Here is a 24,705-nt window from a genome sequence, read left to right as displayed (position 1 = left end):
GCGGGATGGTCGACGGTCGGATCCGGGTCGCGCGCGAGCGCGGCCGCCCCGAATGGGAGGTGATCGCCGGCGTACGCTTCGTCGTCGCGCTCGAGGCGCCGGCGCAGCCGGCCGCGGTGCGGGCGTTCATCCTCGCGGCGGGCGCCGAGGACGCGACGCTCGAGCAGCTGATCGCCGCGACCCCGCTCGCGGGCGAGCCCGGCGAGGCGTTCGCGCTCGCGTGGTGGCCGCCCGCGACGGACGCGCTGCCCGATGTGACCGTCGTGGCACGCGGTGCGGCGGTGGTCGACCTCGCCTCGCCGGGCGGGTCGCGACGGTTCGAGGCCAGAGACGTGCGGCCGTGGCACCTCGCCGAGTTCGGCGACGTCGAGCAGATCAGGATCAGCGGGCCGGGTGCGCCGCTCGACGGCGACGCGTCGGGCGAGTTGCTCGGCGCCGGCGGGCGGGCGACGGGGGTCACCGCGGTCGAGTGGCGGGCCCCGCAGGGCGCACTCGACGCCATGCGCGCCCAAGCGTGGGCGTCGCCCGAGGACGAGGTCGACACCCGCCTGCTCGCGCACGCCTCGCCGGGTTCGAGCGACCCGATCGAGCCGGTCGAGGCGCGTGCCGAGCCCGTGCCGCGATTCCGCATCGGCCAGGGGCCGCCCCGCGACATCCGGTCCCGGATCGTGCTCGGCCGTCGCCCGGCCGCGCCGCGGCTGCCGGGCGATCCCGTCGAGCTGGTTCGCCTCGAGGACGATCAGCGCGTGGTCTCGGCGTCGCACCTCGAGCTTCGCGCCGAGGGGGGACGCGTCGTGGCGACCGACCTGCGCTCGACGAACGGCACGATCGTCGAATCCGCCGCGCGCATCCACCGGATGCGGTCGGGGGAGTCGATCGTGGTGCGTCCGGGCGCCCGGCTCCGGCTCGGAGGCGATACCATCATCGAGATCCTCCCTCCCCGGATCGACCGCCCCCGCGGTCTCGACAGACAGGCCCCCGCGTGACCCAGATCGGCAACGCCAACACGCGTCACCGCGTGACCCTGCCGGGTGGTGCCACGGTCACGCTGTCGTGGGCGGCCGAGACGCACGTGGGCCACCGTCGGGTGGTCAACGAGGACAGCTTCGTCGCGCAGGCGCCGGTGTTCGCGGTCGCCGACGGCATGGGCGGTCACGCGGCCGGTGACTTCGCGAGCGCCGCCGTCGTCACGCGTCTCGCCGAGCACGGCGGGCAGACCGTGATCGGCACGCCCGAGGTCGACCAGTCGCTGCGTCTGGCGGTGCAGGACATGGGGCGCAGCACCGGGGTGACCGACGAGGGCAGCGGCACGACCGTCACGGGCGTCGGGCTCACCGAGATCTCGGGCGAGCCCGCCTGGATCGTCTTCAACATCGGCGACTCCAGGGTGTACCGGCTGATCGGAGGGGTCCTCGAGCAGCTCACCGTCGACCACTCGATCGTGCAGGAGCTCGTCGACGCCGGCCAGATCACCCGCGACGAAGCCGACACCCACCCGCACTCGAACGTGATCACGCGCGCGGTCGGGTTCCACGAGACGCCGCTGCCCGACTACCGCGCGATCGCGGTCGAAGCGGGCATGCGCCTGATGATCTGCTCCGACGGGCTCACGAAGGAGCTCACCTCGTACGGCATCCGGCACTTCCTGATGGCGAGCCGGCGCCCCGAGCGCTCGGCACGCGACCTGCTCGACGCAGCGCTGGGCAACGGCGGGCGCGACAACATCACCGTCGTGATCGTCGATGTGGTCGCGGTCGACCGCGCCTGACCGCCTCCGCCCCCGCGCGCGCACGCCCGAAGCGGGACGAAACCGAGACCGGAGCTCGCAGGACCCGTACCTACAATGGGGCGTACCGGGCCGAGGCCGGCCCCGCACGCCGTGACCCCGGTGCCCGATGGAGCGCGTGGGAGGATCGTGAACAGGCGACTGCCGTCGACGCCGCCCACGCTGCCGGGCTTCGTCTTCGTGCGGGCGCTCGGCTCGGGCGGGTTCGCCGACGTGTTCTGCTACGAGCAGGACATGCCGCGTCGGGTGGTCGCGGTCAAGGTGCTGCTCGCCGAGCTCGTCAACGACGACGTGCGCCGGATGTTCCGCGCCGAGGCCGACCTCATGGCGCAGCTGTCGAGCCATCCGTCGATCCTCACCGTCTACCAGGCGGGTGTCGCCGCCGACGGCCGGCCCTACCTCGTCATGGAGTACTGCTCGTCCACCCTCGCCGAGCGGTACCGTTCGGCGCCGCTGCCGATCAGCGAGGTGCTCGCGATCGGGGTGCGGATCGCGAGCGCCGTCGAGGCCGCGCATCGGCAGGGCGTGCTGCATCGCGACATCAAGCCCTCGAACATCCTCACCACCGCATACGGGCACCCCGTCCTCGGCGACTTCGGCATCGCGGCGAGCGTGGTCGAGGGTGAGCGCGGCTCGGCGGGCGTCTCCATCCCCTGGTCGGCGCCCGAGGTGCTCGCGGAGGATCGTGCGTCGGTCGCCAGCGAGGTCTGGTCGCTCGGGGCGACCGTGTACTCGCTGCTCGCCGGCCGCAGCCCGTTCGAGGCGGCGGGCGGCTCGAACGGCTCCGCGGCGCTCATCGCGCGCATCCAGAAGGCCCGGTTCACACCGACCGGGCGGGCCGACGCGCCCGAGCGGCTCGAACGAGTGCTCGCCCGTGCGATGAGCCGGCGCCCCGGCGACCGGCAGGCGAGCGCGCTCGAGCTGCTGCGCGATCTGCAGTCGGTCGAGGAGGATCTGGGGCTCTCGCAGACCCCCGGCGACCTCGAGGTCGAGGAGTGGGCAGCGGCGCCGATCGTCGACCCCGTCGAGCGCACCCGGCTCGCACCGGCCGTGCCGGGGGCCGGCGCCGGGGCTGAGCCGTCCGGTTCAGCCCCGGCGGCCGGACGGCGGCCGGACAGCCGCCCCGGGCAACGTTGGGCGTCGGATGACTCGGCGGGAGTGAGTTCGGTGCCCTCGCGCCGACGGCTGGGATGGGGCGTCGCGGTCGCCGTCGCGATGCTCGTCGGTGTGATCGCGGCGGGCGCAGGGGTCTGGCTCGCGCTCGGCCGGGACGACCCGATTCCGGTGGTCGCGGAGCTGCGCGCGGACGTCGAGGGCACCATCGTCACCTTCGCCTGGGATGATCCGGGCATCGACGACCGCGAGGCGTTCCTGGTGCGCGTCGAGGGCCAGGACACGCCGGCGCGACGCGAGACGGTGTTCGCCGTACCGGCCAGGGCGGGCGACCGGCTCTGCGCCACGGTGCGGGTCACGCGCGACGGACGCAGCGGCGCGCCGAGCGCCGAGCGCTGCATCGACGTCGAGGAGCCGGGCGGATGAGATCGCCCCGGATGCTCCGCGGGCGCCGGTCGGCGGTGATCACCGCGGCGGCGGTCGTCGTCGTCGTCGGTGCGGTCGGCGGCGCAGCGGTGGCCTCGTCGGGATACCGCGAGCAGGAGGTGGACCTGGGCGACGCGAGCGTCTGGGTGGTCAACGACGAGCTCGGCGCGGTCGGACGGGCGGGCACCGCGGTCGGCGAACTCGTCTCGCTCGTCGACGCGGGCACGGATCGCTCCGAGGTCGCGCAGCGGGGCGGCACGGTGCTCGTCGTCGACCGCGAGAAGTCGGGGGTCGGCGTGCTCGACCCCGCGACGGCCGCGATCATCGCCACCGTGCCGGTTCCGCCGGGCGAGACGGACGTGAGGCTCGTCGCCGGCCGGGTGGTGGTGGTCAGCGGCGGTGCGGTGTGGTGGACCCCGGTCGACCGGTTCGCCGACTTCGACGCCGACGCCGATCCGACGCTGTCGTTCGGCGCTGACGCGCAGGTGAGCGTCGACGACCACGGCGTGCTGTTCGCGTACACGCCTTCGACCGGCCAGGTGGTCCGCGTCGACGTCGCCGCGGGCTCGACCGTGACGGACACCTGGCAGCTCGACGCGATCGACGGCACGCCCGATGTGCAGCTCAGCTCGGTCGCCGGCCGCTGGGTCGTCCTCGACCGATCCGCCTCCGTGCTGCGCACCGCTGACGGCGTCGTCGACCTGCAGGAGATGATCCGCCCCGGCGACGGCGCCGTGCTGCAGTTGCCGTCGACGGACGGCGACTCGGCCGCCGTCGCGACGCGCGACCGCCTCATCGCCGTGCCGTTGGCGGGCCAGGCGAAGCGCACGCTCGTGGCGGGCCGGTCGGGCTCCCCGGCTCGCCCGCTCAGACATGACGGATGCCTGCACGCGGCGTGGGCCGGTGGCACCGCGTGGCGATCGTGCGACGGGGGAGCGGTCGAGCTGCCGGGCGGTGTCCAGCCGGGGGCCCGCCTGGCGTTCCGTGAGAACGGCCGCGCCCTCGTGCTGAACGATGCGCATTCGGGTCGGAGCTGGGCCGCGGCATCCGACTACGCGGTGATCGACAACTGGGACGATCTCGCCGCCGCCATCCGCGACGACACCACGATCGAGCAGAACGACCCCGACGTCGACCCCACCGTCGAGAAGGTGCAGGAGGCGCCGGTCGCCGAGCCCGACCGGTTCGGCGCCAGACCCGGTCGTTCGACGCTGCTGCCGGTGCTGCTCAACGACCACGACGCGAACGCGGACGTGCTCGTGCTCGACGGCGTCCAGGGCGCGTTGCCGCAGGGGGCGACGGTGGTGCCGGTGCAGTCCCGCCAACTGCTGCAGTTGCAGCTCGACGATACGGTCAGCGGCGAGTTCGCCTTCCGCTACACCGTGAGCGACGGCCGAGGGGCCACCGCGACGGCCGAGGTCACGGTGACCGTGCGCACCCCCGATGAGAACGGACCACCCGTGCAGATGCGCCGCGCCGACGCCGTGGTGCAGGCCGGCGGGCGACTCGCGCAGGCGGTGCTGGGCGAGTGGATGGATCCCGACGGCGACCCGATCTATCTGCGCGAGGCGACGGCCGACGCGCCTGACCGGGTCTCGTCCAGGCCGGAGGGATCGGTCGTCTTCGACCCCGGGGACGGCGCCACCGGGAGCCGGCGGGTCGGCCTCATCGTGTCCGACGGCCGCGACGAGGGGATCGGCGAGCTGCGCGTCGACGTGCGCGCCGATGGCGAGGTGCCGGTCATCGCCGACCCGTTCGTCGAACTCGCGACCGCCGGCGAGGAGATCGTGCTCGAACCGCTGCGACACGTGCGGGGCGGGTCAGGGCATCCGCAGCTGACCGCGGTGCCCGCCAAGCCCGACGCGCGCGTCCTCGCCGACTTCGACGGGGGCACCGTGCGGTTCTCGAGCACCGCCGCGCGCACCCACTACCTCGAGTACACCGTCGTCGACGGCGACCGCACCGCCACGGGAGTCATCCGGGTCGAGGTGTCACCGCCGCCCGAGCGCGACACCACGCCGATCACGGTGCCGCACACGGCGTTCCTGCGGGCCGGTCAGCCCGGCGAGGTGGACGTGCTGGCCACCGACATCGATCCGACCGGGGGAGTGCTCGTGCTCACCTCCCTGACGGCCACCGCCGAGGAGCAGGGGGTGCGGGTCGAGATCGTCGATCACCGCATCCTCCGCGTCACGCTGCAACGACCGCTCGAGACCGGGTCCGCCGAGTTGCGCTACCGGGTGAGCAACGGGCTCGCCGAGGCCGAGGGGCGGGTGTCGGTGCTCGAGGTGCCGCAGCCTCGCCTGCCCGGGCCGCCGGTCGCGGAGGCGGACCGGGTGTCGGCGCGCGTCGGCGATGTCGTCGACATCGATGTGCTCGCGAACGACGAGCACCCCGACGGCGAGCCGCTCACGCTCGATCCCGAGCTCGTGGAGTCGCCCGAGGCGGGGCTGCTGTTCGCGTCGGGCGACCGACTGCGCTACTTCGCACCCGACGAGCCCGGCCAGTACCGGGCCTCGTATCGCGTGGCCGGGCCCGACGGCCAGAACGTGACCGCCTGGGTCGAGCTGACCGTGCGCCTCGCCGATCCCGCCACGAACGCCAAGCCCGTTCCGCGCGAGGTCACTGCGCGCGCCCTCGCGGGCGAGACCGTGCGGATCCCGATCCCGTTGTCGGGCGTCGACCCCGACGGCGACTCGGTGGAGCTGCTCGGCCAGGTGTCGAATCCCGAGCGCGGAACGGTCGTCGAGCGCGGCACCGGATGGCTCGACTACCAGGCCGGCGAGTATTCATCGGGAACCGATGTCTTCCGGTACGCGGTCGTCGACGCGCTCGGCGCGCGCGCCGAGGGGCAGGTCCGGGTGGGCATCGCAGACCCGCCGAGCGTGGCCGACCGCCCCGTCGCGGTCGAGGACTCGGTGCTGGTGAGGCCCGGGCGCACGGTTGCGGTGCGGGTGCTCGCCAACGACTCCGATCCCGGCGGCTCGCCGCTCACCCTGACCGCGGTCTCCCCGGTCGACCCCGATACGGCGGCGAAGGTCGACGGCGACAGCGTCGTCGTGCGCGCGCCCGACCACGAAGGGGTCTTCGGGTTCGAGTACACGGTGCGCAACGCGGACTGGTCGACGGCGAGCGGGCACCTCACGATCGAGACCAGCGAGGATGCCCCGCCGGCCAGGCCCGAGGCATCCGACGTCGTGCTGACGCTGAACGACATCGTCGACCGCGACGAGATCGACGTGGACGTCAAGGCGCATGTGTTCCTCGCGGACGCCGCACTCGCGCGCGCCCCCATCCGGCTCGTCCGCGGTTACGACGACGCCGCGGACGTACTGGCCGACGGGCGGGTGCGGGTGCAGGTCGGCGAGCATCGCCGCATCGTCCCGTTCGAGGTCGTGCACCCCGACGATCCCTCGATCGGCGCGTACGCGTTCATCTGGGTGCCGGGCCGCGACGATGCGATCCCGCAGCTGCGTACCGACGCGCCCGAAGTGCGGGTCGAGAGCGGCGAGGAGGTGCGGATCGAGCTCGCCGACCAGGTGATCGCCGCGTCGGGCCGGCCCGTGCGAGTCGCCGACGAGGCAGGCGTGCGCGCGGTGCACGCCGACGGCACCGACCTGGTGGTCGACGAGGACACGTTGCGCTACCGCTCCGAGGAGGGCTACTTCGGTCCGGCGTCGATCTCGCTCACGGTGACCGACGGGGATCGCCCCGACGACCCCGCCGGGCGCACGGGCACGATCGTGATCCCGATCGTGGTCGAGCCGATCGACGGCCAGCCGCCGTCGTTCGTCGGGCAGGTGCTCGACCTCGAGCCGGGCCAGCCCAAGACGATCGACCTCGTGCGGCTGACCACGCACCCGTACGCGCGCACCGCGGAGGGGCTCTCGTATCGGGTGATCGACGCGTCGGCGGGCTTCTCGGTGTCGCTGTCGGGGAGCCGCCTCGTGATCCGGGCCTCCCCGCAGGCGGTGAGCGGAACCTCGGGCCGGGTGACGATCGGCGTCTCGGCGGGTGAGGTGACCGGCACGCCCGGGGTCATCGAACTGCGCGTCGTGCCGTCCACCCGGCCGCTCGCCCGGCCCGCCGACGACGACGCGGTGGTCGTGCGCGGCGCCACCACCGAGGTCGACGTGCTGTCGAACGACCAGCCCGGCAACCCGTTCCCGCGTGAGCCGTTGCGCGTGGTCGGGATCACCGGCCTCGATGCGACGAACCTGCCGCACGGCGTGCATGTGCAGCCGAGCGACGACCGCGCCACCCTCACGGTGCGCGTCGACGGTGACGCCGAGCCGGGCGACACCACCATCGGATACGTGGTCGAGGACGCCACCGGCGACCCCGCTCGCCGGGCCTGGGCGAACGTGCGCATCTCGGTGCAGGATCGCCCCGCTCCGATCACCGACCTGCGGATGACGGGCTTCGGCGCCGGCCGTATCGACCTCGCGTTCGGCGCCGGGGTGGCGAACAACTCGCCGATCACCGGCTATCGGGTCGACCTGCTCGACCCGGCCACGCGCGAGCGGGTGGGCGGTTCGATCTGCGACGCGACCACCTGCTCGATCGTGACGCCGGGCAACGGTGCCGCGAACGCGGTGATCGTGCGGGTCACGGCGCGCAACGCGATCGGCGACTCCGCGCCGGTCGAGCTCGGTGGTGCCGTCTGGTCGGACATCGTCCCCGCGGCCCCCGTCGGCCTCACCGCGCAACCGCGCGACGGACGACTGCTCATCGAGTGGGCCCCCGTCGGGGTGCCGGGCGGCAGCCCGGTCCGGTCGTACGTCGTCACCGTCGCGGGCGTGCCGGTCGAGGTTGCGGCATGGTCCGCGTGCACGGTCTCATCGTGCTCGATCGAGTCGCAGGCCCTCGCGAACGGCAGCGTGGTGTCGTTCGCGGTGAGCGCGCGCAACGACGCCTACCCCGCGCTCGTGCAGTGGAGCGAGGCGAGCGGGGTGGGCACGCCGTTCGGCCGGCCGATCGCCGCGGCGGCGAGTGCGGTCTCCGACGACGCACGGGGGGCGGTGACCGTCTCGTGGGCCGGGTTCGAGGGTAACGGGGACCCGGTGCTCGGGTACTACGTGCAGCGGCTCGTCTCAGCCGACGCGGTGCCGAGCGGCGCCCAAGCCTGCTCGGTCACCTCCCCCGCGCCCGGGCGCGTCGTCCCACCGACCAGCGGCGGGGCCGTCGCCGAGACGATCGAGACCGACGGCGCCACCCGCAGCGTCACCTTCAGCGGCGCGGTGGGCACCCCCGGTCGATACGGTTTCGTGGTGTGGGGCTGGAACCGGGCCGGATGCGTGCGCGGCGACGTCGTACAGGCCACGGTTCGCCCGGCCCCGGGCCCGGTGGGCTCGGTGTCGAGCCGGATGGACTGGCTCGCGGCGAACGAGGTCTGGGACCGCCGCATCGACTCCATCGCCGGTGCCGGCGGCGCGCGCCTCGAGATCGTCGCGGTCGACAACCGAGGCGTGCAGCTCGGCGCCCCGCGGTCGTTCTCGGGTTCGGGCTGGCTGCGCGAGCTCCTGCAGCGGCCGTTCGGGGAGACGGCGCGGTTCCAGGTGCGCGCCTGCAGCGAGTGGGGCAACTGCGGCCCGTGGTCGGATCCGCTGCCGACCGGCTCAACGCCCTCGCTCACCTTCACGGTTCCCGGTCTCGCCTACGCGCCGGCCGACGGTCCGTGGGGCGAGAGCGTGTGGCGCTGGTCTGGCGACCCCGACAACTCGGGACTTCCCGCGACGTACCGGTGCGGCATCGCGGGCGATGACGTCGGCCGACCCGCTCAGAGTCCCGTGTCGTGCCGGGTCGACGACGCAGGGCCGAACGACCGGGTCTGGTTGGATGTCGAGGTGGCCGGTGTGACGGCCCGCAAATGGAACCGGTGAGGAGTCGATCGATGACGATGACCCCCGACGAGGCGGCGGAGTTCGCCGCCGACCTCGATCGACTGGTGGGCGCAGTCGAAGAGGTGCTGCTCGGCAAGAACCGCATCGTGCGGCTCTCGTTCATCGCGCTGCTGAGCGAAGGGCATCTGCTGCTCGAGGACGTGCCGGGCACCGGCAAGACCTCGCTCGCGCGGGCCATGGCCCAGTCCGTGGCGGGCACGAGCAATCGCGTGCAGTTCACGCCCGACCTGCTGCCGGGCGATATCACGGGCGTCACGGTCTACGACCAGCGCAGCGGTCGGTTCGACTTCCACCCGGGCCCGGTGTTCGCGAACATCGTGCTCGCCGACGAGATCAACCGGGCGAGCCCCAAGACTCAATCAGCCCTGCTCGAGGTGATGGAGGAGGGGCAGATCACCGTCGACGGCCAGACGCACACGGTGGGGCATCCGTTCATGGTGATCGCGACGCAGAACCCGATCGAGCAGGCCGGCACCTACCGGCTGCCCGAGGCCCAGCTCGACCGCTTCCTGATGCGCTCGTCGATCGGCTACCCCGACCACGCGTCCACCATCCGCATCCTCGAGGGCGCCGACCAGCGCGCGCACGCGCACGTCGTCGAACCGCAGCTCGACGCCGACCACGTGGTCGCAATGGCGGCCGCGGCGCGCACCGTGTTCGTCGATCCGACCATCCACGACTACGTGTCGCGACTCGTCGAGGGCACCCGCGCCGCGCGCGAGGTGCGACTCGGCGTGAGCGTACGCGGAGCCCTGGCGCTGATCCGCGCCGCGAAGACGCACGCCGCCTCGCGGGGCCGGCACTACGTGGTGCCCGACGACGTCAAGGCGCTCGCCGAGCCAGTGCTCGCGCATCGGCTGATCCTCGACCCCGAGGCCGAGTTCGACGGCGTGACGGCGTCGAACGTCGTCGGCCAGGTGCTCATCGAGACGCCGCCGCCCTCGACGAGGCAGGCCGTGTGAGCCCGACTCCGACCACGACCGGCCCGCGGGATCGAACCCGCGAGGGCGTGCTCGCCGCGGCCATCGCGGCGGTGGTCGGATCGGCGCGCAGGCTGGCGGCCGCCACGGTGCGCGGCGGCCGGTGGATGCTCGGCGTGGTCACTCCGGTGGGTTGGGCGGTGGCGGCGTCGGCGGCGGTGTCGCTCGCGGTCGGGTACGCGTTCGGATGGCTCGAGCCGGTCGTGATCGGCTGGGGGCTCGCGGTGACCGCGGCAGTGGCCTCGCTGTGGCTGATCGGGCGTGGTGCGGCGTCGATCCGGCTCGAGCTGTCGACGCCGCGTGTTGCGGTCGGCGAGGCGGCCTCGGCCCGGCTCCTCGCGGAGAACCCCGCCGGCCGCCGGCTGATCGGGTTGCTCGTCGAGGTGCCGGTCGGCGGGCGGATCATCGAACGCGTGCTGCCGGCGCTCAGCCGCGGCGGCCGGTTCGACGAGTCGTTCCCGATTCCGACCGAGCGGCGCGGCGTGGTCGCGGTCGGACCGGTGCGCACGGTGCGCGCCGACCCGCTCGGCATCGTGCGCCGCGAGATCGTCTGGAGCGAACCCGAGGTGCTGCACGTGCACCCGAGGATCGCCCCGGTCGAGGCGCTGGGCAGCGGCCTGATCCGCGACCTCGAGGGGGCGCCGACCCGCGACCTCACCGCGAGCGACATCGCGTTCCACGCGTTGCGCGAGTACCTTCCGGGCGACGACCGCCGGCACATCCACTGGCGCAGCTCGGCCAAGACCGGCACGTTCATGGTGCGCCAGTTCGAGGAGACCCGGCGCAGCCGGCTGCTGGTGGTGCTCGACCTCGATCGGTCGGCGTACCGAGACGACGCCGAGTTCGAGCTCGCGGTGAGCGTCGCAGGGTCGGTCGGGGTGCGCGCCATCCGAGACGCACGCACGGTGGCCTTCGTGGTCCCCGGTCGCGCGGGCGAAAGCGCCTTCCACGAGCTGCCCACGGTGTCGCGCGATCGCCTGCTCGACGCCCTCTGCCTCGTCGAGGCCGACGATCGTGCCGTGCGCCTGCCCGACGTGGCGCGCGCGGCCGGGGAGGGGCTCGACGGCCTGTCGCTCGCGATCCTCGCCACCGGCTCCGCGCACGGCGTCGGGCGGGTGCGTCAGGCTGCGGCCAGGCTGCCGTCGGGCATCGAGTCGATTGCTGTGCTGTGCGCGCCGAGCGGTTCGCCGTCGGCGCGCCAGGTGGGCGCGCTCACCGTGTTCCGGGCAGCCAGTCTCGACGACCTGCGCGTGATGCTCGCCAGATCGGCGGCGGCATGAACACCCGGCAGGGCGCGCGGTCGATCGCGGTGGGGGTGCTGCTGCTGACCGGCATGGTCGCCGCAGCGACGGTGCCGTGGTGGCCGGTGTACGAGAGCCCTGCCCTCATGATCGCCGTCGCTGTCGCCGCGGGTGCGGGGTTCGCGATCGGGGTCGCAGGTGCGCTGCGGCGCTGGCCGGCCTGGCTCGTGGTGGTGTCGGTCACGGGGGCGTTCCTGGTGCTGGGCGTGCCGGCCGCCATCCCCGACCTCGCGGTCGCGACCGTGCTGCCGAGCCCGCAGGGGTTGGTCGAACTCGTGGTCGCGACCTGGGCGTCGTGGAAGCAGCTGGTCACGGTGGCGATTCCCGTCGGCTCCTACCAGTCGCTGCTGGTGCCGCCGTTCCTGCTGGCCCTGGTCGCTTCGACGGCGGCGGCCACGATCGCACTGCGGTCGAGGTTCCCCGGGGCCGCGGTGCTGCCTCCGGCGGGCCTGCTCGTCGTCGGCATCGCCCTCGGCGCCGTGCGTGGTGGGGCTGCGTTCGAGACCGGCGTCGCGTTCCTGCTCTTCGCCGGCGCATGGCTGGTGCGGCTGTCGATCGCACGCCGACGCGCGTTGGGCGTCGACCGCCGGTCGGTGGCGGCCATCGTCGATGCGCGACGGGTGCTCGGAGCGGTCGCGATCGGAGCGGTGGCGGTGACCGGCGCCGGGCTCGCGGCGGCCGCGGTGCCCGCGGGGCCGCGGCAGGTGATCCGCGCCGACCTGCAGCCCGTGTTCGATCCGCGCGACCTGCTGAGCCCCCTGGCGCCGTTCCGCACCGCGTTCGCGCCCGCCGTCGCCGATCGGCCGATGCTCGACGTGCGCGGCCTGCCCGACGGCTGGGGGCTGCGCCTCGCTTCGCTCGACAGCTACGACGGGATCGTGTACTCGGTGGGAGCCGGCGCCAGCGGGGCATCCGGCCGGTTCGCCCGACTGCCGTACCGGCTCGACCAGTCGGGCGCGCCGGGCGACCCGCTTCGGCTCGAGGTCGTCGTGCGCGATTTCGACGACGTGTGGGTGCCGGGCGTGGGGCGGCTGGAGCGCATCGACTTCGGCGGGCCTCGAGCGGCCGCGCTCGCGGAGCGCTTCGCGTACAACGACACGACCGGCACCGCAGCGGTCATCGGGGGTCTGAGCGAGGGCGACCGGTACACCGCGGACTCGATCGCGACCGAGCCGCTCTCGGGGCTGTCGGGGTTCCAGCCCGGCACCGCGGTGGTCGCGTCCGGGCCCGACCTGCCCGACGAACTGCGCCGCAGGCTCGACGAGTGGGCTCCGTCGACCCTCACCGCGGGGGAACGGCTCGCGGCGGTCGTCGCGGGTATCCGGCGCGACGGGTACGTCAGCCACGGCCTGCCCGACGAGCCGGCGAGCCGGCCCGGGCACTCGCTCGACCGCCTCGAGGAGCTGGTCTCGGAGCGGCCCATGGTCGGTGACGGTGAACAGTACGCCGTGCTCGCGGCGCTGCTCGCGCGCGAGATCGGCTTCCCGACGCGAGTCGTGGTCGGCTATCTGGCGTCGGATGCCTCGGGCGCACCGGATGCCTCGGGCACGACGACCTTCGTCTCCGCCGACCTGCGGGCCTGGATCGAGGTGCAGACCTCCGACGGCGCGTGGCGTCAGGTCGACCCGAATCCCGACGCCCGAGACGTGCCCGAGCGCAGTCCCGAGGACCCGACGATCGTGTCGCGTCCGCAATCGGTGCTGCCGCCGCCCGAACGCCGCACGCCCGTCGAAGACCTCGAGGTCGACCCCGAGGGCGCCGCGGACGAAGACGACCCCGGCGTCGACCCCTGGCCGGCACTCGCCGCGCGCGTCGCCGCCGGCACCGGCATCGTGATGCTCGCCGGAGGGCTGGTCGTCAGCCCGTTCGCGGCAGTGCTCATCGCCAAGGCGCGCCGGCGGCGCATCCGTCGATCGGCCGCCGATGCGGTCAGCCGTATCGAGGGGGCATGGGAGGAGTTCGCCGATACCGCGGTCGACCACGGCTACCTGCTCCCACCCGGCGGCACGCGCGCTGAGCAGGCCGCGTCGGTCGGCGGCCTGCTGCCGCTCGCCCTCGCCTCCGCCGTCGACCGAGCGGTGTTCGCGCCGAGTGGCGAGGTCGCCGACGCGCAGGCGACCGAGGTCTGGTCGGCGGTCGACCGGTTGCGCGCGGGGCTGGAACGCGACCGTGCCCGCGGTGAGCGGCTGCGTGCGCGGGTCTCACTGCGTTCGCTCGGCGGGTACGCTGTCCCGCGGAGAGGAGGCCGCGCGTGAAATGTCGGATCTGCGGTGCGGAACTACCCGCCGGAGCGATGTTCTGCGGCGAGTGCGGCAGCTCCTCGAGCGCGACACCCGAGTCGCGTCGCCGCGTCGATCCGCGCCCGGGCGACACCACGATCCTGCACCGGTCGCCGTCGGGCGTGGTGAGCGTGTCGGTGCCCTCGGCGGCGCCCGAGCCGGCGATCGCTCCTGCCGCGACGCCGGGCGCGACGTTCACCTTGCGGTTCTCCACCGGCGAGGTGCGCACGGTGTTCGGCACCGGACTCGTCGGCCGCAACCCGCTGCCGCAGCCGGGCGAGGTGTTCGACCATCTCGTGCAGATCGCCGACCGCACGCTGTCGGTGTCGAAGACCCATCTCGAGTTCGGCCAGCACGACGGCGAGCTGTGGGTGGCCGACCGGTTCTCGGGCAACGGCACGATCCTCCGGCGCGGGCACGACGGCGCGGTGCGCTGCGAGCCGGGGCGTCGGTACCTGGTGCCCCGAGGTGCGCTCGTGCAACTGGCCGAGCAGTCGTTCGTGGTGGGGTAGGCACTCCTCCTGCACACCGCGGTGCGGGGCGCGTGCATCCACAGTCGCGGTCGGCGGGGTCGGCACCGCCCGGCGCGGCAGGTTGGCTGGCCGGATGCCACGTCGTCGAGCCCAGCACCTCGCGGACGCCGCGACGCCCGTCGCACGCGCGCTCGCGTCGACCGTCGCCATGCCGGTCGACGCGATGGTGCCGCTCTCGCTGCCCGCCCCGCTGCCCGATCCCGAACGCCCGGGCTTCCCGGTGCTCGCCACGCTCACGCCGATCGCGGGCGCCGTCGTGCTGTGGGTGATCACGGGCTCCCCGTTCGCGCTGGTCTTCGCCGCACTGGGCCCCGTCGCCGCGGTCGCCTCGCTCCTCGACGGGCGGCGGCAGCAGCGTCGCCGTCGACGACGCGGCGCGGTCGAGCGCTCCGCCGCGTTCGCCGAACTCGACGAACGCGTCCGGCTCCGGCACGACGCCGAGCGGGCCGAGGCGTGGCGCCGCTCCGGCTCGGCGCGAGCCGCGCTGGCCGCACCGCCCGGCTCCGACTGGCGGCATCCCGACGCCGGCCGCGCGGTGCTCGGCCGTGCGAGCGGCGAAAGCTCCCTGCGGCTCGACGGAACGCCGCGCGACGACGACGACCGGGCCGCCCTCGCACGGGCGGCGGTGTGCGAGGGCCTTCCGCTTGCGGCGGCCGTCGCCGACGGCATCGGATTCGTCGGGCCGCCCGCGCTCGCGCGGGCGGCGGCGCGCGCCGCGCTGGTGCAGGCGGCGCACCGTGCCGCACCCGACGCGCTGGCGATCGATCTGCCGCGCGAGGCGTGGTCGTGGGCGATGAGGCTGCCGCATCGCACCGGGGCGCGGCGCCTCGCGCTGGTCGACGGCGGTTCGACGAGGCCCGATGGGCGCGCCGAGGGCGGATGCATCGCGGTCGCGCCGAGCGAGGCCGACCTGCCGCCCGGGCTGGCCACGGTGCTGCGGCTCGAATCGCCGACCGCTGCGGTGCTGGTGCGATACGGCGGACTCGTCGATCGTCGGCCGGTCACCCCCGAGCTCGTGAGCGAGCGCGAGGCGGCCGAGTGGGCGATCGCGACAGCACGCGCCGCCGCGGGCGCCGCGACCCCCGTCGAACCACCCCGATCGGTGCCGTGGAGCACGCTGCCCCAGCCCGCCGGAGAGGTCGACGGCCGGGCACGACTGCGCGCGGTGGTCGGGCAGGGCGTCGAGGGTCGGGTCGAGCTCGACCTCGTCGCCGACGGACCGCACGCGCTGGTGGCGGGCACGACGGGCAGCGGCAAGAGCGAGTTCCTGCTCGCATGGGTCGCCGCGCTCGCGGCCGCCTATCCGCCCGAGGCGGTGGCGTTCCTCCTCGTCGACTTCAAGGGCGGCGCGGCGTTCGCTCCGCTCGAGGGGCTGCCGCACGTGACGGGCATCGTCACCGACCTCGACGAGGCCGAGGCCCGCCGCGCCGTCGCCAGCCTGCGCGCCGAACTCCGCCACCGCGAGCAGGTGCTCGCCGCGGCCGGCGCGCGCGACCTGGCGGCGCTCGACGCGGGCACGACGCTGCCCCGGCTCGTCGTCGTGGTCGACGAGTTCCCGGCGATGATCGAGCGGTTCCCCGCGCTCGGCGAGGTGATCGCCGACCTCGCGGCTCGCGGGCGCTCGCTCGGCGTGCACCTGGTGCTCGCGGCCCAGCGCCCCAACGGCGTGGTGCGCGATGCGATCACCGCGAACTGCCAGCTGCGGATCGCGTTGCGGGTGCTCGCCCGAAGCGACAGCGTCGCGGTGATCGGCAGCGATCACGCCGCCGGACTGCCCGCCGGTACGCCCGGGCGAGCCGTGCTGGTGCGCGGCGACGGGCGCCCGACGGTGTTCCAATCGGCGTTCGCCGACGCCGGGGCGCTCGACGGCCTGCGCCTGCGGCGCGCCGACGCCGCACCGGCGCGCCGGCCCTGGCTGGAACCGTTGCCCCACCGGCTGGCGCCGGAGCATCCCGACCTCGTCGCGCTCATCGCGCTCCGTGAGCCCACCGACGCCGTGGTGTTCGGCCTCGCCGACGACCCCGACCGCCAGCGACGCGTGGCGGCGGCGTGGAATCCCGAACGCGACGGCAACCTGCTCGTCGTCGGCGCCCCCGGCTCGGGCCGCACGGGCGCGCTCGCCGCGGTCGCCCGGGCGTGGCAGCGCTCCCGCCCCCGGGCTGGGCTCGTCGTGCTCGACGGCCCGCGCAGCCGGCAATGGGACGCGCTGCGCGGTGAGCTCGAGGCGGTGCGCACGGGTCGGAGCGGCGACCGACTGCTGCTGATCGACGACCTCGACCTGCGGTTCCGAGGCTGGCCCGAGCCCTACCGGCTCGAGGCGGCCGAGCTGATCGACTCGCTCACTCGCGAGGGTCGATCGGCCGGGCTCGTCGTCGCCGCGTCGGCTCGCAGTGCGAACAGCGCGGGTCGGTTCGCGTTCGACGGGTTCGGGCAGGTGCTGCGGTTGCGGCACGCCACCCGAGCCGACCTCGTGCAGGCGGGCGGGGCGGGGGAGCTCTGGAACGACGCCGATCCGGTCGGCGCGGGGCTGTGGCGAGGGCTGCGCGTGCAGGTCGCGGAGGTCGGGCGGATCGACGAGGCCGCACCTCCCGCCCGGGTGCCCGAACTCGGTGCGGCCGACCTCCGCGCCGCGGACTCGCGTTCGGTGGCGGTGGTCAGTCCGTCACCGCGCTCGGACGCGCCGGTCGTGGCCGCGCTGGTGGGAAGCCCGCCACTGATGTTCGACGCCCGACCCGACGGGGCGCGGGCGGCCGAGGCGGCGCTCGCCGCCATCGACGTGCCGGGCCGGCCGATCGTGCTGGCGGCGGACGCGGAATCGTGGGCCGGCGCCTGGTCGCTCGCGGCCGCGATGCGCGACACCGCGGTGCTCGTCGTGCGCGGCGGCCCGCTCGAATACCGCGCACTCGCCCGAGACCGCGGCCTGCCGCCGCTGCTCGACGAGCGCCCGGCGCAGTGCTGGCTGCTGCGCCCGGGCGAGGCGCCGATCCGCCGTCGGTGGCCCCCGACATCCGCCGAACCCATCGATGCGACCTCGGCGCCGCACGCGACGGAAACAGTGGAGAACTCGCCCCACCAGATGCGGATTCCGTAGGGGGAATCCGCAAAAGGTAACGAATCGGGCATGAACCCGTGCTTCGCGGCCGCCGGTGTGGCAATATCTTCCCACCCACTGCACGTGCCCTGTGCCCGAGAGGAGACACCGTGACGTCTCGCCCCCTTCCCCAGGATCCGATGATCAGATCGCTCGTGCTGCAGGCCCGGCGGGCCCAGCTCACGCGGCGCGGCCTGCTCGCGGGCGCCGGCGCCGGGATGTCCGCCCTCGCCCTTGCGGCCTGCTCCACCGGCGGGGGCCAGGCCAAGCCGACCGCCGCGACCGACAAGTCCGAAACCGACCCCACGCTGACGTGGGCGAACTGGGCGGCCTACATCGACGAGGACGACGACGGCAACTACCCGACCCTGCAGCGGTTCGAGCAGGAGACCGGCATCTCGGTGACGTACGACGTCGCCGTCGACGACAACAACACCTTCTACGGCAAGGTGAAAGACCAACTGCAGCTCGGCCAGGACATCGGCGCAGACCTCGTCTGCCTCACCGACTGGATGGTGAGTCGCTGGATCCGTCTCGGCTACACGCAGGAGCTCGACCACGCGAACATCCCGAACCTCAGCAACCTCGAGCCGGCGCTGCGCGACCCCGACTTCGACCCCGGCCGCGTGCACTCCGTGCCATGGCAGGGCGGGTTCGCCGGCATCTGCTGGAACACCGAGGCGATCCCCGGCGGCCTCGAATCGGTCGACGACCTCTGGAACCCCGAGCTCAAGGGCCGCGTCGGTGTGCTCAGCGAGATGCGCGACACCATGGGGCTGTTGATGCTGCAGAACGGCGTCGACATCGCCGGCGAGTGGGGGGACGCCGAGTACACCGCCGCCATCGACGTGCTGCGCGAGCAGGTCGAGAAGGGTCAGGTGCGCAACATCAAGGGCAACTCGTACCTCGAAGACCTGAAGAGCGGCGACACCCTCGCGGCGATCTGCTGGTCGGGCGACATCACGGTCATCAACGCCGAGGCCGGCGACAAGTGGCAGTTCGCGCTGCCGTCCGCGGGCGGCACGCTCTGGAACGACAACTTCCTCGTGCCGATCGGCTCGCCGCGCAAGACAAACGCTGAGAGGCTCATCGACTTCTACTACCAGCCCGACGTCGCCGCCGAGGTCGCCGCGTGGGTGAACTACATCACCCCGGTGGTCGGAGCCAGGGAGGCGGCCGAGGCCATCGATCCCGAACTCGCCGAGAACCAGCTCATCTTCCCGAATGACGAGACGCTGTCGCAGGCGCACATCTTCCGCACCCTCACCGGTCCCGAAGAGCAGCGCTACCAAGCCGAGTTCCAGTCGATCCTGCTCGGCGCATAAGGGGTGACGATGGCGGTACGCGAATTCGCCGAACGCGGGGCCGACCTGCAACTGGTCGGCATCCAGAAGCGGTTCCCGGGGTTCACGGCGATCGAGGAGCTCGACCTCACCATTCCCGCCGGCTCGTTCTTCGCACTGCTCGGCCCGTCGGGCTGCGGCAAGACCACGACCCTGCGGCTCGTCGCCGGCCTCGAGGAGCCGACTCGCGGGCGCATCCTGATCGGCGGCACCGACGTGACCGCCACCAAGGCGCACCAGCGCCCGGTGAACACGGTGTTCCAGAGCTACGCGCTCTTCCCGCACATGACGATCATCGAGAACGTCGCGTTCGGGCTGAAGCGCCGGCGCATCTCCGACCCCGTCGGCCGCGCGCACGAGGCGCTGAAGCTCGTCGAGCTCGATCACCTCGCGCAGCGGCGCCCGCAGCAGCTCTCGGGCGGCCAGCAGCAGCGGGTCGCGCTCGCCCGCGCGATCGTGAATCGGCCCGCGCTGCTGCTGCTCGACGAGCCGCTGGGCGCCCTCGACCTGAAGCTGCGCCGTCAGATGCAGCTCGAGCTCAAGTCGATCCAGGAAGAGGTGGGCCTCACCTTCCTGCACGTGACCCACGACCAGGAAGAGGCCATGACCATGGCCGACACCGTCGCGGTCATGAACCAGGGCGCGATCGAGCAGATGGGCGCCCCCGACGAGCTCTACGACCTGCCGCGCACCGCGTTCGTCGCGAACTTCCTCGGCCAGTCGAACCTCTTCACGGGCCCGGTCGCCGCGACCACGCCCGACACGATCGCGGTCGACGTCGCCGGCACCCCCGTCCGCATCCCCACCGCCAGGGCCCAGCGGCACCAGGGCACCGTGACCGTCGGAGTGCGCCCCGAGAAGGTCGCGCTGCACGAGACCGCGCCTCCCGAGGCGCCCGATCGCAACGTGCTCGGGCCGGGGCGGGTCATCGACGTGTCGTTCTCGGGCGTGAGCACCCAGTACCTCGTCGACGTACCCGGCGCCGGCACCCTGCTCGTGTTCGCCCAGAACGTCGGGCACGGTCCGGCCGTCGCGGTCGGCGCCGAGGCGTGGCTGAGCTGGCGCATCGAGCACGGGTTCGGACTCGCCGACGAGGCATCCGCGCAGCCCCGGTTCCCCGCGGATGCGTCGACCTCGGCGATCGCGGCCCAGCAGCGCGACGCGCTCACCACGGAGCTCGAGGAGGCCTGATGGCCTTCGCCGCCTTCGCGACCGCCGAAGCGCAGCCGCAGGCTCCGCGCCGGCGCAGCCCCATCGCACTGTTCCTGCTGCTGCCCGGCATCGCCTACCTACTGCTGTTCTTCCTGACGCCACTGGTATCGCTGCTGCTCACCTCGCTGCAGCAGCCGAGCGAGTTCGGCGACATCGGCGTGTACGAGTTCGCGTTCAACTGGCAGAACTACGTCACGGTGATCGAGGCGTACTGGCCGCACATCCTGCGCTCGTTCGGGTACGCGCTCGCGGCGACCGTGTTCGCCCTGCTGTTCAGCTACCCGCTGGCGTACTTCATCGGCGTGAAGGCGCGACCGTGGCCACTGCTGCAGAGCCTGATGCTGGTGCTCGTGATCGCCCCGTTCTTCATCAGCTTCCTGCTGCGCACGCTCGCGTGGAAGCAGATCCTCTCCGACGAGTCGTTCATCATCACCTCGCTGAAGGCGCTGTCCCTGCTCGCACCCGACGCGCACTTCGCGGGCACGCCGTTCGCGGTGATCTTCGGCCTCACCTACAACTTCATCCCGTTCATGACGCTGCCGCTGTACACCGCACTCGAGCGGCTCGACACGCGGTACCTCGAGGCGGGCAGCGACCTGTACGCCAATCCGTTCACGGTGTTCCGCAAGGTCACCATCCCGCTGTCGATGCCGGGCATCGTCGCGGGGACGCTCCTCACGTTCATCCCCTCGGCGGGCGATTACATCAATGCGAGCCGCGACTTCCTCGGCGGGCCCGACACGCAGATGATGGGCAACGTCATCGAGGCGAACTTCCTCGTGCTGCTGAACTATCCGGCGGCGGCGGCGCTGTCGATCATCCTGATGGCCGTGATCCTCGTGCTCGTGGGCGTGTACGTGAAGCGGAGCGGAACGGAGGACCTGCTGTGAGCGGTGAAGCACAGGCCGGCGCCGTGCTCGGCGGCCTCGCCGAGCAGGAGCAGCTCGAGGGACGCGGTGGGGGTGGCGCCGACGGCCGCCCGGGCCGCGTCACCCGGGAGCGCGGCCGGCGTCTCGGCCTCGGCGACTGGCTGCTGCCGGCCTATACGGTCATCGCGTTCGTGTTCCTGCTCATTCCGATCGCGTACACGTTCGTGTTCTCGTTCAACGACTCGCTGAAGTCGAACATCTCGTGGCGCGGCTTCACCTTCGACAAGTGGCTGAACGTCTGCAACGTCGAGGGCGGGGCGGTCTGCGAGGCGTTCGGCAACAGCATCGTGATCGGCGTGGTCTCGACGGTCGTCGCGACCGCGCTGGGCACGATGATCGCCATCGCCCTCGTGCGCTACCGGTTCCGCGCGCGCAGCGCGACGAGCCTGCTGCTGTTCCTGCCGATGGCCACCCCCGAGGTCGTGCTCGGTGCGGGCCTCGCGGCCCAGTTCCTCGCCGTCGGCGTGCCGAAGGACATGTTGACGATCATCCTCGCGCACATCATGTTCTGCATCAGCTTCGTCGTCGTCACGGTGAAGGCCCGCGTCGCGAGCCTCGATCCGGCGCTCGAAGAGGCCGGGCGCGACCTCTACGGGTCTCCCAACCAGGTGTTCTGGCGGGTGACGTTCCCGCTGCTGCTTCCGGGCATCCTCGCTGCCGCGTTGCTGTCGTTCGCGCTCAGCTTCGACGACTTCATCATCACGAACTTCAACTCGGGATCGGTCACGACCTTCCCGAAGTACGTGTACATCTCGGCGTCGCGCGGCATCCCGGCCGAGGCGAACGTCATCGCCTCGGCGGTGTTCCTGTTCGCGATCGTCCTCGTGATCGCGGCGCAGGTGTCGCGCGCGGCGCGGGCGAAGCGGCTCGCCAAGCAGGGGTGAGCGCGCCCGCGCGCTAGACCGTCGCGCGGATCTCGCCGACGGGTCGGTCGCCGCCCATGACCCACAGGTCGAGCTCGGCCTGCACGGCGTCGACGGCGTCGTGTTCGAGTGCACCGGCGTCGGCGAGCAACCGCAGGGCGACGATCGTCGAGGCCCGCTGGCTGCCGTCGAGCACCTTGACCGCCGTCGTGGTGCCGTTCGGCGCGGTCATGACCATGACGCCCTCGGCGCCGCGCTTGGCGAAGACGCCGAGCCGCTCGATCGCGACCGTGTCGGGCTGGCCGGGCCCGCCGGCCGCCCACGCATGGTCGCGCACCGCGGCGGTGAGCGCGGCGGCCTCGCGGAACAGCGCGAACGGCGAGGTCGACTGCGCGGTGGTGATCTTCTGGATGCCTCGGGCCAGACCCGCGAGGCTGATCGCGAAGACCGGCGTGCCGCACCCGTCGACGGCGACCGCCGATGGGCGTTCGCCGCTCAGCCGTTCGAGCACGTCGAGCACTTTGCGCTGCATCGGGTGACCGGGGTCGAGGTAGCTCTCGAGCGGCCACTCGTTCGCCGCGCACGCGAGCAGCATCGCGGCGTGCTTGCCCGAGCACTCCATGGTCACGCGCTCGGGCCCGCCGCCTGCCCGCACCACCTGCTCGCGGGCGGCGCGATCGCCCGGCAGGGCCGGCGGGCAGCCGAGCACCGGGGGCAGCAGCTCGGCGCGTGCGAGCAGGCCCTTCACGAGGGCGACGTGCGCGGCGGTGCCCGAGTGGCTCGCGGTCGCGATCGCCGCGTCCTCGCCGCGCAGCGTGACGCCAGACGTCATCGCGGCGATCGCCTGGAACGGCTTCAGGCACGAGCGCGGCAGGATGGGCGAGCGGATGTCGCCGAGCTCGCGCACCACCTCGCCCTCGGGGGAGAGCACGACGGCCGAGCCGGCGTGACGGGACTCGGTGAAACCACTGCGCACGACCACGGCGAGCTCGACGGCGTCGGAGGACGAGAAGGTGCCGGCCACGATCAGCCGAGCGCGGCGAACGCGTCGTCGAGCACGGTGAGGGCGTCGTCGATGAGCGCATCGCTCATCGCGAGACTCGGCAGGAATCGCAGGACGTTGCCCCAGGTTCCGGCGTTGAGGAACAGGATCCCGTGCTGCGCGGCGTACGCGACGATCTGCGACACGGCCTCGGAGTTCGGGCGCTTCGTGGTGGCGCCGGTGCCGGGCTGCACGAGCTCGATCGCGACCATCGCGCCCAGCCCGCGGATCTCACCGATCACGTCGTAGCGGGCCCGCAACCGCTCGAGGCCGGCCTTCAAAGTTCGCTCGATGCGCTCGGCCTCGGCGAGCAGCCCGTTCTGCTCGATGGTCTCGAACACGGCGACCGCCGCGGCGCACGCCACCGGGTTGCCGCCGAAGGTGCCGCCGAGGCCGCCGGGCTGAGAGGCATCCATGATCTCGGCGCGACCGGTGACCGCGGCCAGCGGCAACCCGCCCGCGATGCCCTTGGCCGAGAGCACCAGGTCGGGCTCCCAGCCGAAGTGCTCGCTCGCGAACCAACGGCCGGTGCGGGCCATGCCCGACTGGATCTCGTCGGCGATCATTACGACACCGTGCTCGGTGCACCAGCGCTGCAGGATCGGCAGGTACCCGTCGGCGGGCACCATGAATCCGCCCTCGCCCTGGATCGGCTCGACGACGAGGCACGCCAGGTCGCTCGCGCCGATGACCTTCTCGAGGTAGGCGATGGTGCGGGCCGCGGCGTCCTCGCCGTTCAATCCGTCTCGGTAGGGGTAGGAGTTCGGGGCGTGGTAGACGTCTCCGGCGAACGGACCGAAGCCGGTCGCGTACGGCATGGCCTTGTAGTTCATGGCCATCGTGAGGTTGGTGCGGCCGTGGTAGGCGTGGTCGAGCACGGCGACCGCGCGTCGGCCGGTGAACTTGCGCGCGATCTTCACGCCGTTCTCGACCGCCTCGGCGCCCGAGTTGACGAGCACCGACTTCTTCGCCCAGGCGCCGGGCGTGTGCTGGGCGAGCAGTTCGGCCACCCGCACGTACTGCTCGTAGGGGGTGATCGTGAAGAGGGTGTGGGTGACGTCCTGCAACTGCGAGGCGGCCGCAGCGACCACGGATGCCTCGGTGTGGCCCACGGTCGTGACCCCGATGCCGGCGCCGAAGTCGACGAACTGGTTGCCGTCGATATCGACGAGCACCGCGCCGTTGGCGTGCGCGATGTAGACGGGCAGCGCGCTCGACACGCCGTCCGAGACGACGGCCTGTCGACGTCGGTGGAGCTCCTGCGACTTCGGACCGGGCACCGCGGTCACGATCTTGCGCTCCTGCGTCACGGCGCGGACGGGGGCGGCGGGAACCTCGGTGTCGATGGAGTCAGTCATGGTGCAGCCAGCTTAGCCGCGCAGGGCAGAATCGAACGGGGAACCCCGACCGGAGGAGCGGACATGGCACTGGGTGAGCACGGCTTCGAGATCGCGCTCGAATGGACCGGTGATCGCGGCACCGGGACGTCGGGCTACCGAGCGTACGGGCGGCAGCACGTGGTGCGTGCCGAGGGCAAGGTGCATGAGCTCGCGGGCTCCAGCGACCGCGCCTTCCACGGCGATCGCGACCGCTGGAACCCCGAGGAGCTGCTGCTTGCGGCCGTCGCCGACTGCCACCTGCTGAGCTACCTGCACGTCGCGGCGAACCATGGAGTGATCGTCCGCGGCTACACGGATGCGCCGATCGCCACGCTGCGGCTCGACGGGCGCGGCGGCGGCTCGATCGTCGAGGCGGTCCTGCGTCCCCGCGTGGTGGTCGCGTCGCCCGAGATGGCCGACCTGGCGCAGGAGCTGCATCGCGAGGCATCCGAGAAGTGCTTCATCGCCGCGTCGGTGGCGTTCCCGGTGCGGCACGAGCCGACCGTCGCGGTGCTCGGCGGCTGA

General features: G+C 73.0%; 16 protein-coding genes. 14 read left to right on the top strand and 2 right to left on the bottom strand.

Going from position 1 to position 24,705, the window contains the following annotated elements:
* The first annotated feature begins 5 nt into the window (after window positions 1-5).
* From FLP10_RS02580 to FLP10_RS02520, 13 genes are all read left to right on the top strand, one after another.
* Window positions 6-986, top strand: coding sequence for an FHA domain-containing protein (locus FLP10_RS02580; RefSeq protein WP_168209078.1), 981 nt, complete (start codon window positions 6-8; stop codon window positions 984-986).
* A complete protein-coding gene (locus FLP10_RS02575) occupies window positions 983-1,768 on the top strand; it encodes a PP2C family protein-serine/threonine phosphatase (protein ID WP_149159444.1) in 786 nt (261 codons plus the stop codon). Before FLP10_RS02580 ends, FLP10_RS02575 begins: the two co-directional genes overlap by 4 nt.
* A 147-nt stretch (window positions 1,769-1,915) precedes the next feature.
* A complete protein-coding gene (locus FLP10_RS02570) occupies window positions 1,916-3,325 on the top strand; it encodes a serine/threonine-protein kinase (RefSeq protein ID WP_246150143.1) in 1,410 nt (469 codons plus the stop codon).
* Complete coding sequence (locus FLP10_RS02565; RefSeq protein ID WP_149159442.1) at window positions 3,322-9,207, top strand: Ig-like domain-containing protein; 5,886 nt, start codon at window positions 3,322-3,324, stop codon at window positions 9,205-9,207. Before FLP10_RS02570 ends, FLP10_RS02565 begins: the two co-directional genes overlap by 4 nt.
* Before the next feature lie 11 nt (window positions 9,208-9,218).
* A complete protein-coding gene (locus FLP10_RS02560; RefSeq protein ID WP_149159441.1) occupies window positions 9,219-10,190 on the top strand; it encodes an AAA family ATPase in 972 nt (323 codons plus the stop codon).
* Window positions 10,187-11,488 carry a DUF58 domain-containing protein gene (locus FLP10_RS02555; RefSeq protein WP_149159440.1) on the top strand — a complete coding sequence of 434 codons (1,302 nt, stop codon included), beginning with the start codon at window positions 10,187-10,189 and terminating at the stop codon, window positions 11,486-11,488. The genes FLP10_RS02560 and FLP10_RS02555 overlap by 4 nt, the downstream gene beginning before the upstream one ends.
* Window positions 11,485-13,764, top strand: a complete 2,280-nt coding sequence (locus FLP10_RS02550) for a transglutaminase TgpA family protein (protein WP_149159439.1) — start codon at window positions 11,485-11,487, stop codon at window positions 13,762-13,764. Before FLP10_RS02555 ends, FLP10_RS02550 begins: the two co-directional genes overlap by 4 nt.
* On the top strand, window positions 13,761-14,300 hold the full coding sequence (locus tag FLP10_RS02545) for a zinc-ribbon domain-containing protein (protein WP_149159438.1): 540 nt from the start codon (window positions 13,761-13,763) through the stop codon (window positions 14,298-14,300). Before FLP10_RS02550 ends, FLP10_RS02545 begins: the two co-directional genes overlap by 4 nt.
* Before the next feature lie 94 nt (window positions 14,301-14,394).
* On the top strand, window positions 14,395-17,412 hold the full coding sequence (locus tag FLP10_RS02540; RefSeq protein WP_149159437.1) for an FtsK/SpoIIIE domain-containing protein: 3,018 nt from the start codon (window positions 14,395-14,397) through the stop codon (window positions 17,410-17,412).
* A 140-nt stretch (window positions 17,413-17,552) separates the two neighbouring features.
* Window positions 17,553-18,737, top strand: a complete 1,185-nt coding sequence (locus tag FLP10_RS02535) for an ABC transporter substrate-binding protein (protein WP_149162045.1) — start codon at window positions 17,553-17,555, stop codon at window positions 18,735-18,737.
* A 9-nt stretch (window positions 18,738-18,746) separates the two neighbouring features.
* The gene (locus tag FLP10_RS02530; RefSeq protein ID WP_149159436.1) at window positions 18,747-19,946 is read left to right on the top strand and encodes an ABC transporter ATP-binding protein; all 1,200 of its coding nucleotides are present in this window, start codon (window positions 18,747-18,749) and stop codon (window positions 19,944-19,946) included.
* Window positions 19,946-20,857, top strand: a complete 912-nt coding sequence (locus FLP10_RS02525; protein WP_149159435.1) for an ABC transporter permease — start codon at window positions 19,946-19,948, stop codon at window positions 20,855-20,857. Before FLP10_RS02530 ends, FLP10_RS02525 begins: the two co-directional genes overlap by 1 nt.
* Window positions 20,858-20,997: 140 nt before the next feature.
* A complete protein-coding gene (locus FLP10_RS02520; protein WP_149162044.1) occupies window positions 20,998-21,780 on the top strand; it encodes an ABC transporter permease in 783 nt (260 codons plus the stop codon).
* Window positions 21,781-21,793: 13 nt separating this feature from the next.
* On the opposite strand, the gene FLP10_RS02515 is transcribed toward FLP10_RS02520, so the two are convergent.
* Together FLP10_RS02515 and gabT are read right to left on the bottom strand one after the other, a co-directional pair.
* Window positions 21,794-22,783 carry an asparaginase gene (locus FLP10_RS02515; RefSeq protein WP_149159434.1) on the bottom strand — a complete coding sequence of 330 codons (990 nt, stop codon included), beginning with the start codon at window positions 22,781-22,783 and terminating at the stop codon, window positions 21,794-21,796.
* Between the two features lie 2 nt (window positions 22,784-22,785).
* A complete protein-coding gene (gabT, locus tag FLP10_RS02510) occupies window positions 22,786-24,159 on the bottom strand; it encodes a 4-aminobutyrate--2-oxoglutarate transaminase (RefSeq protein WP_149159433.1) in 1,374 nt (457 codons plus the stop codon).
* A gap of 63 nt (window positions 24,160-24,222) precedes the next feature.
* Between gabT and FLP10_RS02505 the strand changes: the two genes are divergently transcribed.
* Entirely contained in the window at window positions 24,223-24,705 is a 483-nt protein-coding gene (locus tag FLP10_RS02505) for an OsmC family protein (RefSeq protein WP_149159432.1), read from the top strand.

It is taken from the genome of Agromyces intestinalis, from assembly GCF_008365295.1.
Classification (GTDB): domain Bacteria; phylum Actinomycetota; class Actinomycetes; order Actinomycetales; family Microbacteriaceae; genus Agromyces; species Agromyces intestinalis.
The sequence above is the reverse complement of the archived record's forward strand: the minus strand, read 5'-3'. Positions and strand labels throughout refer to the sequence as shown.